The 11,555-nt window shown below is 71.0% G+C and carries 8 protein-coding genes and 2 pseudogenes; 7 read left to right on the top strand and 3 right to left on the bottom strand.

Annotation, left to right across the window (positions count from 1 at the left end; genetic code table 11):
* Positions 1 to 84 precede the first annotated feature (84 nt).
* The 5 genes and pseudogenes from MMR14E_RS15555 to MMR14E_RS15535 all read left to right on the top strand — a co-directional run.
* On the top strand, positions 85 to 741 hold the full coding sequence (locus tag MMR14E_RS15555) for a glutathione S-transferase family protein (protein WP_331315512.1): 657 nt from the start codon (positions 85 to 87) through the stop codon (positions 739 to 741).
* Positions 742 to 1,138: 397 nt separating this feature from the next.
* Positions 1,139 to 1,612, top strand: coding sequence for a formate dehydrogenase subunit gamma (locus tag MMR14E_RS15550; RefSeq protein WP_331315510.1), 474 nt, complete (start codon positions 1,139 to 1,141; stop codon positions 1,610 to 1,612).
* On the top strand, positions 1,609 to 3,168 hold the full coding sequence (locus MMR14E_RS15545) for a formate dehydrogenase beta subunit (protein ID WP_331315508.1): 1,560 nt from the start codon (positions 1,609 to 1,611) through the stop codon (positions 3,166 to 3,168). Before MMR14E_RS15550 ends, MMR14E_RS15545 begins: the two co-directional genes overlap by 4 nt.
* 10 nt (positions 3,169 to 3,178) lie before the next feature.
* Positions 3,179 to 6,040 carry a formate dehydrogenase subunit alpha gene (gene fdhF, locus MMR14E_RS15540; protein WP_331315506.1) on the top strand — a complete coding sequence of 954 codons (2,862 nt, stop codon included), beginning with the start codon at positions 3,179 to 3,181 and terminating at the stop codon, positions 6,038 to 6,040.
* 9 nt (positions 6,041 to 6,049) lie between these two features.
* Positions 6,050 to 6,337: pseudogene (locus MMR14E_RS15535) on the top strand (formate dehydrogenase subunit delta); the annotation flags it as partial.
* Positions 6,338 to 6,510: 173 nt separating this feature from the next.
* Here MMR14E_RS15535 and MMR14E_RS15530 read toward each other — a convergent pair.
* Both MMR14E_RS15530 and MMR14E_RS15525 read right to left on the bottom strand, forming a co-directional pair.
* Positions 6,511 to 7,173 (bottom strand): 3-oxoacid CoA-transferase subunit B, encoded by a 663-nt coding sequence (locus MMR14E_RS15530; protein WP_331315504.1) that lies wholly within the window; start codon positions 7,171 to 7,173, stop codon positions 6,511 to 6,513.
* A 24-nt stretch (positions 7,174 to 7,197) separates the two neighbouring features.
* On the bottom strand, positions 7,198 to 7,938 hold the full coding sequence (locus MMR14E_RS15525) for a CoA transferase subunit A (protein ID WP_331315502.1): 741 nt from the start codon (positions 7,936 to 7,938) through the stop codon (positions 7,198 to 7,200).
* Between the two features lie 1,087 nt (positions 7,939 to 9,025).
* Here MMR14E_RS15525 and MMR14E_RS15520 point away from each other — a divergent pair.
* Both MMR14E_RS15520 and MMR14E_RS15515 read left to right on the top strand, forming a co-directional pair.
* Entirely contained in the window at positions 9,026 to 10,321 is a 1,296-nt protein-coding gene (locus MMR14E_RS15520; RefSeq protein ID WP_331315501.1) for an AsmA family protein, read from the top strand.
* A 67-nt stretch (positions 10,322 to 10,388) separates the two neighbouring features.
* Entirely contained in the window at positions 10,389 to 11,168 is a 780-nt protein-coding gene (locus MMR14E_RS15515) for a DUF1499 domain-containing protein (RefSeq protein ID WP_331315560.1), read from the top strand.
* A gap of 13 nt (positions 11,169 to 11,181) precedes the next feature.
* Here the strand turns inward: MMR14E_RS15515 and MMR14E_RS15510 are convergent.
* A pseudogene (locus MMR14E_RS15510) lies at positions 11,182 to 11,412 on the bottom strand (MBL fold metallo-hydrolase); the annotation flags it as partial.
* Between the last annotated feature and the right edge of the window lie 143 nt (positions 11,413 to 11,555).

Below are 11,555 nucleotides of genomic sequence, written 5' to 3'. Positions count from 1 at the left end.
TGCGATTCGCCCGCCCCGTTCGGCACGAGTCTTGGATCGGGCCGCGCAGACCGCACGATCGGCGACGCGCCCCGGGGCAGGACGATGACGGCCGCTACGCTCACCATCTCGAGCCGCAACTACTCCTCGTGGTCCCTGCGGGGCTGGCTGATCTGCCGGATGGCCGGGCTCGACTTCCGGATCGAGGTCCTGTCCGGGACCGACGCGACCACGCGGGCGGAGCTGCTGCACCTGTCGCCGTCGTTCCTGGTGCCGCGCCTGCGCCACGGCGACGTGGTCGTCTGGGACACGCTGGCGATCGCCGAGTATCTCGCCGAGACCTTCCCGGAGGCCGGATTCCTGCCCGGCAACGCGGCGGAGCGGGCCCATTGCCGGTCCATCTCGGGCGAGATGCATTCCGGCTTCGTCAATCTGCGCTCAGCGCTTCCGATGAACCTGCGCGCCTTCCACCCCGATTTCCGCGTGTTCAACGGTGCGAAGGCCGATATCGAGCGCATCGTCACGATCTTCGACGATTGCCTGGACCGCTACGAGGGCCCGTACCTGTTCGGCGCCCGGCCGTGCCTGGCGGACGCCATGTTCGCCCCGGTCTGCACCCGCTTCCGTACCTACGACGTCGCGCTGCCGCCCAGCGCCGCCGCCTATCGCGACACGATCCTGCACTGGCCCCTGATGGTCGAGTGGGCGGAAGCCGCCGCCGACGAGCCGGACGAGATCGAGGAACTGGAGATGGAGTTCTGATCGGGGCCGAGGCTTCGGCCACGGAGCGCGCCTCCTTACGAGCGGAGCGCAGCTATCCCGTCGCACCAGAGCCGGCCGAGGTCGCGCTAACCTGGATTGCTTCGCTCCGCCAGCAAGGACGGCCGGCCCGGCCCGGACGGTGAGGACCGGATGCACAGGAATGCAATTTCTTGCAGGGCACAAATTTATGTTGCGCCGCACGCAAGAAAAGTTGAGACTTCCAGCGCATCGAAAAATAGAGCTCTGACAGCCCGTTAACGAAACGCCTGCACGCCTCCGATCGGCGAGTTACAGCTCGACAAACGTCCTTTGTCGAGCGACCGGACTGCGCGATTGAAGCCAACCGGCATTTCTGTTCCTCTTCGCATTAGAACAGGAACAGACTGGGCTGGAAACCATGGCGCGTCACGAGCCCTGGAGCGCGGAGCGCGCATCCGGGATCATCGCCGAACACACCCATCTCGAGGGGGCCACGCTGCCGATCCTGCACGCGCTGCAGGAGACCTTCGGCTACGTGGACCAGGGCGCCGTGCCGCTGATCGCGGACGCCCTGAACCTGTCGCGCGCCGAGGTGCACGGCTGCGTCACCTTCTATCACGACTTCCGCGCCCACCCGGCCGGCCGCCACGAGGTGAAGCTGTGCCGGGCCGAGGCCTGCCAGGCCATGGGTTCGGACAAGCTGCACCGCGAGATCCTCGGTCGCCTCGGCTGCGGCTGGCACGAGACCACCGCCGACGGCAGCGCCACGGTCGAGCCGGTCTACTGCCTCGGCCTCTGCGCCAACGGCCCCGCCGCGCTGGTGGACGGTGAGCCCGTCGCGCACCTGACCGCCGACGCCCTCGAAGCTGCCCTGACGGAGGTGCGCCAGTGAGCGTCACGCTCTACGTTCCGCGCGACGCCGTCGCGCTCGGCCTCGGCGCCAACAAGGTCGCCCGGGCACTCTTCGCGGGCGCCGAGCGCCGCGGCCTCGACGTCACCATCGTCCGGACCGGCTCCCGCGGCCTGTTCTGGCTGGAGCCGATGGTCGAGGTCGGCACGCCCGAGGGGCGCGTCGCCTACGGGCCGGTGACGGTCAAGGATGTCGACGCCCTGCTGGATGCCGGCCTGACCACGGGCGGCGACCATGCCCTGCGCCTCGGCGATCCGGAGAAGATCCCCTACCTCGCCCGGCAGCAGCGCCTGACCTTCCACCGCTGCGGCGTGGTCGACCCGGTCTCCGTCGACGATTACCGGGCCCATGGCGGTTACCGCGGCCTCGCGGCCGCCCTGAAGCTCGATGCCGAGGGCGTCGTGGCGGCGGTGCGCGATTCCGGCCTGCGCGGCCGGGGCGGTGCCGGCTTCCCGGCCGGCATCAAGTGGAACACCGTGATGCTCGCCAAGGCGGACCAGAAATACGTGGTCTGCAACGCCGACGAGGGCGATTCCGGCACCTTCGCCGACCGGATGATGATGGAGGGCGATCCCTTCAACCTTATCGAGGGCATGACCATCGCGGGCGTCGCGACCGGCGCCACCCGCGGTTACATCTATTTGCGCTCCGAATATCCGCAGGCCTTCGCCACCCTCAAGGAGGCGATCGCCAACGGTATCCAGGCCGGCGTCCTCGGCGACAACATCCTGGGCTTGGGCAAGACCTTCCACCTGGAGGTGCGCCTCGGCGCCGGCGCCTACATCTGCGGCGAGGAGACCTCGCTGCTGGAGAGCCTGGAGGGCAAGCGCGGCATCGTCCGCGCGAAGCCCCCGATCCCGGCGCTCAAGGGCTTCCTGGGCAAGCCGACGCTGGTCAACAACGTCATGACCTTCACGGCCGTGCCGTGGATCCTGGAGAACGGCGCCAGGGCCTACGCGGATTACGGCATGGGGCGGTCGCTCGGCACGCTGCCGATCCAGCTCGCCGGCAACGTCAAGCACGGCGGCCTGATCGAGATGGCCTTCGGCATCACCCTCCGGCAGGTGATCGAGGATTTCGGCGGCGGCACCCGTTCGGGCCGCCCGGTCCGCGCCGTGCAGGTCGGCGGGCCGCTCGGCGCCTACTTCCCCGACCATCTCCTCGACACGCCCCTCGACTACGAGGCGATGGCGGCCAAGAAGGGCCTCGTGGGCCACGGCGGCATCGTGGTGTTCGACGACACCGTCGACATGGCGGCCCAGGCCCGCTTCGCCTTCGAGTTCTGCGCCACCGAGTCGTGCGGCAAGTGCACCCCCTGCCGCATCGGCGCCACCCGCGGCGTCGAGACCATGGACAAGGTGATCGCCGGCATCCGGCCGGACGCGAATCTGAAGCTGGTCGAGGACCTCTGCGAGGTCATGACCGACGGGTCGCTCTGCGCCATGGGCGGGCTGACCCCGATGCCGGTGATGAGCGCCATCACCCATTTCCCCGAGGATTTCAGGCGCGCCGGCGATCTGCCGGCCGCGGCCGAGTAAGGAGGCGTCGATGGGCCTGATCAAGGAGATCGACTACGGCACGCCGATCCGCGTCAGCGAGCAGACGGTGACGCTGACGATCGACGGCATGTCGGTGACGGTGCCGGCCGGCACTTCGGTGATGGCGGCGGCGATGCATGCCGGCACGCAGATCCCGAAGCTCTGCGCCACCGACTCCCTGGAGCCGTTCGGCTCCTGCCGCCTCTGCCTCGTGGAGATCGAGGGGCGGCGCGGCACCCCGGCCTCCTGCACGACCCCGGCCGAGAACGGCATGGTGGTGCACACGCAGAACGAGAAGCTCGCCAAGCTCCGCAAGGGCGTGATGGAGCTCTACATCTCCGATCACCCGCTCGACTGCCTGACCTGCGCGGCGAACGGTGACTGCGAGCTGCAGACCCAGGCGGGCGTCGTCGGCCTGCGCGACGTGCGCTACGGCTACGAGGGCGACAACCACGTCCGGCCGAGCTCCGAGAAGTACCTGCCGAAGGACGAGTCGAACCCGTACTTCACCTACGACCCGTCGAAGTGCATCGTCTGCAACCGCTGCGTCCGGGCGTGCGAGGAGGTGCAGGGCACCTTCGCGCTGACCATCGCGGGCCGCGGCTTCGACAGCCGCGTGGCGGCGGGCCCGACCAATTTCTTCGAGTCCGAGTGCGTGTCCTGCGGCGCCTGCGTGCAGGCCTGCCCGACCGCGACCCTCCAGGAGAAGTCCATCCACGAGTTCGGCCAGCCCGAGCACGCGGAGGTCACGACCTGCGCGTATTGCGGCGTCGGCTGCTCGTTCAAGGCCGAGATGCAGGGCGAGCGCGTCGTCCGCATGGTTCCCTACAAGGGCGGCAAGGCCAACGAGGGCCACAGCTGCGTCAAGGGCCGCTTCGCCTACGGCTACGCCACCCACAAGGACCGCATCACCAAGCCGATGATCCGCGAGAAGATCACGGATCCGTGGCGCGAGGTCTCGTGGGAGGAGGCCATCGACCGGGCGGCCTCCGAGTTCAAGCGGATCCAGGCCAAGTACGGCAAGGATTCGGTCGGCGGCATCACCTCGTCGCGCTGCACCAACGAGGAGGCCTACCTCGTCCAGAAGCTCGTGCGCGCCGCCTTCGGCAACAACAACGTCGACACCTGCGCCCGCGTCTGCCACTCGCCGACCGGCTACGGCCTGATGTCGACGCTCGGCACCTCGGCCGGCACCCAGGACTTCAAGTCGGTCGAAAATTCCGACGTGATCCTGGTGATCGGTGCCAACCCGACCGACGGCCACCCGGTCTTCGGCTCGCGAATGAAGAAGCGCCTGCGTCAGGGTGCCAAGCTGATCGTCGCCGATCCGCGCAAGATCGACCTCGTCAAGTCGCCCCACATCAAGGCCGACTACCACCTGCCGCTGAAGCCCGGCTCCAACGTCGCCTTCATCAACTCACTGGCACACGTGATCGTCACCGAGGGGCTGGTCGACGAGGCCTATGTCCGCGAGCGCTGCGACCTCGCCGAGTTCGAGTCCTGGGCGCGGTTCATCGCCGACGAGCGCCACTCCCCGGAGAACCAGCAGCAGTTCACCGGCCTCGACCCTGAGCAGGTCCGCGGCGCGGCCCGGCTCTACGCCAAGGGCGGCGCGGCCGGTATCTACTACGGGCTCGGCGTCACCGAGCACAGCCAGGGCTCGACCATGGTCATGGGCATGGCCAACATCGCCATGGCCACCGGCAACATCGGCAAGCTCGGCGCCGGCGTGAACCCGCTGCGCGGCCAGAACAACGTGCAGGGCTCCTGCGACATGGGCTCGTTCCCGCACGAGCTCACCGGGTACCGCCACGTGTCGGACGACGCGACCCGCGAGAGCTTCGAGGCCCTCTGGGGTGCCAAGCTCGACAACGCGCCGGGCCTGCGCATCACCAACATGCTGGACGAGGCCGTCGAGGGCACGTTCAAGGGCATGTACATCCAAGGCGAGGACATCGCGCAGTCCGACCCCGACACGCACCACGTGACAGCGGGCCTGATGGCGATGGAGTGCATCGTCGTCCAGGACCTCTTCCTGAACGAGACCGCCAAGTACGCCCACGTCTTCCTGCCGGGCGCCTCGTTCCTCGAGAAGGACGGGACCTTCACCAACGCCGAGCGCCGCATCTCGCGGGTCCGCAAGGTCATGGCGCCGATGGGCGGCTACGGCGACTGGGAGGGCACGGTCCTGCTCTCCAACGCGCTGGGCTACCCGATGACCTACAGCCACCCGTCCGAGATCATGGACGAGATCGCCTCGCTCACCCCGAGCTTCACCGGCGTGTCCTACGCCAAGCTCGACGAGCTCGGCTCGGTGCAGTGGCCCTGCAACGAGAAGGCGCCGCTCGGCACGCCGATGATGCACGTCGACCGGTTCGTCCGCGGCAAGGGCCGGTTCATGATCACCGAGTTCGTGGCCACCGAGGAGCGGACGGGGGCGAAGTTCCCGCTGATCCTCACCACGGGCCGGATCCTCTCCCAGTACAATGTCGGCGCGCAGACCCGGCGCACCGAGAATTCGCGCTGGCACGAGGAGGACGTGCTGGAGATCCACCCCTTCGACGCGGAGCTGCGCGGCATCGTCGACGGCGACCTCGTCGCCCTGGAGAGCCGCTCGGGCGACATCGCCCTGAAGGCCAGGATCTCCGAGCGGATGCAGCCGGGCGTGGTCTACACCACGTTCCACCACGCCAAGACCGGCGCCAACGTCATCACCACCGACTACTCGGACTGGGCGACCAACTGCCCCGAGTACAAGGTGACGGCGGTGCAGGTCCGGCGGACCAACCGGCCCTCCGACTGGCAGGCGAAGTTCTACGAGGAGGACTTCTCGCTGACCCGGATCGCCCAGACCCTCGACGCGGCAGAGTAAGAGTACCCGATGAGTGCCGTGACGCAGGCGGACAAGCTCGTCCGCATGGCCAACCAGATCGCCACCTTCTTCCGGTCCTACCCGGAGGAGGAGGCGGTCGCCGGGGTCCAGAAGCACATCAAGGCGTTCTGGACGCCCAAGATGATCGCGCATCTGGAGGCCGCCCTGCCGGAGCAGGGCGACCGCGTCGACGACCTCGTACGCCAGGCTCTGCACGGCGGGGAGCCGGCCGCCGACAGCCCGGTGCGCCCGGCGACCCGGGACCCGCAGCTCGCCGGCGCGGGCGCCAGCGAAGCCCCGCGGCCGGGCCTGCACACGGCCGCGCCAAAGCCCCCCTGTCCCGCTCGGGACAGGGGGGCTTTGGCGTCTCAGTCGAGGCGCGTCCGCGGGGCCGTTCGACGATCGGTCGCCCGGCCGGGGCGGCGCAGCCCGCGACGGGCCCGGCGACGTCGGCCGCCGGGCCCCGGGCGTCAGGTCTTCAGGGCGACCGCGAAGTCGGCCTCGGTCTTGCCGCGGATCTCGTCCTCGGTGACGCCGTCGGCGAGCTCGACGAGCGTCATGCCGCCGTCGCCCTTCTTGTCGATCTCGAACACGCCGAGATCGGTGATCACCAGATCGACCACGCGGGTGCCGGTGAGCGGCAGGTCGCAGGCCTTGAGGAGCTTCGGGCTCTCGGTGCCGTCCTTGTTCTTGGCGACGTGCTCCATCACCACGACCACGCGCTTCACGCCGGCCACTAGGTCCATGGCGCCGCCCATCCCCTTCACCATCTTGCCGGGGATCATCCAGTTGGCGAGGTCGCCGTTGCCGGCCACCTGCATGGCGCCGAGGATCGACAGGTTGATGTGCCCGCCGCGGATCATCCCGAAGGAATCGGCCGAGGAGAAGTAGCTCGTCGTCGGCAGCGCGGTGATGGTCTGCTTGCCGGCGTTGATCAGGTCCGGGTCCTCCTCGCCCTCGTAGGGGAAGGGGCCCATGCCCAGCATGCCGTTCTCCGACTGGAGCTGCACCGACATGCCCTCGGGGATGTAGTTCGACACCAGCGTCGGGATGCCGATGCCGAGGTTCACGTAGAAGCCGTCCTCCAGCTCCCTGGCGGCGCGCGCCGCCATCTGCTCGCGGGTCCAGGCCATCGTTCTCGCTCCCTTCCCGTCCGATCAGTGCGTGCCGCCGCCGGCCGCCGCGGCCGGGGTGCTGTCGCCGCGCTTGCGCGTGGTGCGCTGCTCGATGCGCTTGTCGCGCTGCCCGACGTCGATGATCCGCTTCACGAAGATGCCGGGCGTGTGGATCGTGTCCGGATCGATCTCGCCCGGCTTCACGAGGTGCTCGACCTGCGCCACCGTCATCTTGGCGGCGGTGGCCATCATCGGGTTGAAGTTGCGGGCGGTCATCCGGTAGCGCAGGTTCCCCTCGGTGTCGCCCGTGTGGGCGTGGACCAGGGCGAGGTCGGCGAACAGGCCGCGCTCCATGACGTACTGCTCGCCGTCGAACTCGCGGACTTCCTTGCCCTCGGCGACCTTGGTGCCGACGCCGGTCTTGGTGAAGAAGGCCGGGATGCCGGCGCCGCCGGCGCGGATCCGCTCGGCCAGGGTCCCCTGCGGGTTGAACTCGATCTCCAGCTCGCCGCCGAGGTACTGGCGGGCGAACTCCTTGTTCTCGCCGACGTAGGACGAGATCATCTTCCGGACCTGCCGGGTGTCCAGCAGCTTGCCGAGGCCGACCCCGTCGATGCCGGCATTGTTCGACACCACGGTCAGGCCCTTGACGCCCGAGAGGCGCACCGCCTCGATCAGCTCGTCGGGGATGCCGCAGAGGCCGAAGCCGCCGCACATCACCATCATGTCGTCGTGCAGGAGACCGGCCAAGGCGGCGGCGGCATCCGTGTAGACCTTCTTCATCGAACCGTCCTTTTCCCGCCGGACCCGACCGGCCGAAACCTTGGGAAGCGCGTGTCCTCGCGCCTGCTCTCCCCGATTCCGCGCGCGAAATCCAGTGGTGCGCCGCGCCGGTCCGCGCGGCCGCGGGCGATCCGTAAGGCGATCCGTCACCGGCACTGCGCTGGGGAGGGCAGGGCGGCCCTGCGCGGGCCCGGCAGACAAAGCCGGCCCGGGACGCTAAGTTGCCCACTCGACGTGCAGACCCTGCCGGGCCGTGGCAGCCCGAGGGGCCGGCGCGGCGCCCGGCTTCCGGCCACAGCCGCCGCCCCTTCGGAGCATGATGTCGCTGCGCCGCCCGATCTTCGTCCTCGCACTCGGGAGCCTGATCGCTGCCGGCCTCGGCCTGCGCGACTGGCCCCTGGAGGACGGCCGGGCCACCGCGTTCGCCCGCCGCGCATTCGACGCGTACGGCCTCGGGCTGACCCTGCACGGGCCCGCGCACCTCGCGATCCTGCCCTGGCCGCGCCTGACCCTCGACCGCGTCCGGCTCGCCGCGGGTTCCGACGGCCCGGTCCTGGCGGATGACGGCCGCCTGACCATCGATCTCGACCCGCTGAGCCTCCTCGGCGGACGCGCCGCCGTGAGCGGGCTCCGGCTGGACGGCGCGCGGCTGTCGGATGACCCCGCGGGTTGGGACGCTCCCCTCGCGCGGCTCGCAGAGCAGGCGCGGTCCGGCGAGACGGCCCGGCCCCGCCGGATCGTCCTGCGCGACGCGCGCCTCGCCGGCGGCGACACGGCCCGGGACATCGACCTCGACGTCGCGTGGCCGCTCTGGGGCAAGGCGGCCGAGGGCCGCGCCAGCCTCACGTGGCGGGGCGTGCCGACCCGGATCACCCTGACCCACCTGCGTCCGGCCGAGANAACTCGATCTCGCAGGAGCAGCGAACGCGTCGGGCGTTGCCCTTGGCTGTCACGAAGGCGGCATCCATCTCGAAGGGCTCGCCGGTATCCAGCACGCGCATGACCGCGACGCGAAATCGACCTCGACGTCGCGTGGCCGCTCTGGGGCAAGGCGGCCGAGGGCCGCGCCAGCCTCACGTGGCGGGGCGTGCCGACCCGGATCACCCTGACCCACCTGCGTCCGGCCGAGATGGCCCAGCACCGCCGCAGCCCGTTCACCGCGGAGGTCACGTGGCCGGGCGGCAGCGTCGCGGCGGACGGGACGGTGGCGCCTCCCTCGGGGGGGAACGCGCTGCCCGTCCTGTCCGGGCATGTCCGGTTCGAGACGCGATCCCTGCCTGAGAGCCTGGCCTGGATCGGGCGCGACGCGCCGCTGGCGCCGCTCGCCGGCGCGTTCTCGATCGACGGCCGGTTCGAGACAGCCGAGCGCTCCGTCTCGTGGCCGAGCCTGCGCATCGGTCTCGGCCAGAACGTCCTGGAGGGCGCCGGCGCCGTCGCGTTCGGTCCCGCCAAGGCGCCGCGCCTGTCGGTGCAGGCGACCCTGGCGGCCGAGACGCTCGATCTCACGCCCCTGGTCGCGGATCTGTCGCGCCTCCTCGACCCCGCGCCCGCGTCGATCGCCCTGGCGCCCTTCACGCGGGGCGACCTCGATCTGCGCCTGTCGGCCGCCGAGGGGCGCGCCGGCGCCGTCCGCGTGCGGGATCTGGCGGCGAGCGTCCTGGTTCGGGAGGCCGCCCTGGAGGTGGCGCTGAACCGGGCCCGGATCCAGGACGGCACGTTCAAGGGGCGCGTCAACCTGACGAGCGGGGCCGATCCGGCGGCGACCGACGTGCGCACGCAGGGAAACCTCGACCGCGTCGATCTCGGCGCGCTGCTCGGCGAGATCGGCGCGGCCCGCTGGGTGGTCGGGCCCGTGCAGGGGCATTTCGCCCTCGAATCCAGGGCTCGCGACACGGTCGGGCTGCTGGCGCACCTGAACGGTCGGGCCACGCTCGCCGTGGATGGCGGTGCCATCGCGGGCCTCGACCTCGCCGACGTCATTCATCGCAACGGCGCGGTCGCGTCCGGTGCCCTGGCGCGCCGCAATGGCCGGACGGCCTTCGAGCGGGCCGTGGTGACGCTGCGCTTCGCCGACGGCGTGGGCGAGATCGCCGAGTCGGGGCTGCTGGGGCCGAGCGTCGGGGCAACCCTGCACGGTCAGGTTTCGCTGCCGGAGCGGCGGCTCGATGCCAAGGGCGACCTCGTCCTGCGGCCGCCCGGCGATGCGTCCCGCGGGATCCTGTTCGCCGTGACGGGTCCCTGGAGCGCCCTGACGGCTCAGACGGTCGCCCACAGCGAGGCCTCCGACCCGGCCGGCCGCTACGGGGACGCGATGCTCCCCGATCCGCTCAAGCTGCCCGCCACGCTCGGCCTGCCCGGCACCGCCCGCGCGTACGCGCCGTGACCGCGGCGCCATGGCGCCGGTTCCGGCCAAGCTCTAAGATCGGGCCTCGAACGCCTTCATGATCCCCATGCGCCGCCTGCTCATCGAGGAACCCGTGACCCGCGCGGGGCCGCTGGCCCGGCGGCTCGCCGTGTTCTCCGTCATCGCCACCGGGATTGCCCTGGTCCTGGTCCGCGATCCGCGCTCCGACACGGACGCCGCCCTCGTGGCCCTCGTGGCCGGGCTCGGCGTCGCGCTGATGGCGGCCACGGCCGCGATCTTCGCCTTCGTGCGGGTCTGGCGCGAGGGCGCCCGCGGCCTCGGCGCCGCCCTCGCCGGGCTGATCCTCGCGCTGGCGGTTCTCGGCTACCCTGCCTTCCTGGGCCTGCGCGGCCTGCGTCTGCCCGCGCTCTCGGACATCACCACCGATATCGACAACCCGCCGGCGTTCTCGCGCTCGCGGGCGGCCTTCGCGGCCCGCGGCGGACGTTACCCCGCGGATCCGACCCCGGCGGCGCGCGAGAGGCAGCGCGGCGCCTACCCGCAGATCGCGCCGCTGACCCTCGATATCGGCGCCGACGAGGCCTTCGAACTCGCCCGGCAGGCGGCCCTGAAACGGCACTGGCAGATCGTCGAGGCGATCCGGCCGGGCGGCCGGACCGGCAATGGCCGGATCGAGGCCGTGGCGCGGGGACTGATCCTGAACCTTCCGGACGACGTCACCGTGCGCATCCGCCCCCGCGCGGACGGGGCGCGGATCGACGTGCGCTCGGCCTCGCGGCTCGGCGGCCGCGATTTCGGCAGCAACGCCGACCGGATCCGGGCCTATCTCGACGACGTCGCCAACCTCGCCCTCGCGGTGAAGTGAGCCGCCGCGCCCGTCAGGCCGGCGCGTAGGTCCCGTCGAGCCGCGGGGCGCCGTCGGAGGACGCGAGTCCCCGGCCGACCAGATCCTCCAGGTGGGCGAAGACCGACAGGGCCGCCGCGCCGCGGAGCCGCGGATCGAGACCCTGGTAGATCGCCGCGACGATGTCGGCGATGCGACCGTCGCCGGCCGCCAGCCGCGCCCGGATCGCCGCCTCGCGCTGGCGGCGATGCCCGGCGAGCCCTGCTGCCCTGGATGATCGCCGGCGTCGTGATCCTGCACGTCTGGGCGCTGCACGTGACCGGCNGCCACGCTCGTCGCCGACGGCGCCCGCGAGGTCGCCGTGACCGCCGTCGGCCACCGGCGCGGCGAGGGGGTCCTGCGCCTCGT

This window comes from Methylobacterium mesophilicum, from assembly GCF_036441335.1.
Lineage (GTDB): Bacteria > Pseudomonadota > Alphaproteobacteria > Rhizobiales > Beijerinckiaceae > Methylobacterium > Methylobacterium mesophilicum_B.
This window is presented reverse-complemented; position numbering and strand designations above follow the sequence as displayed.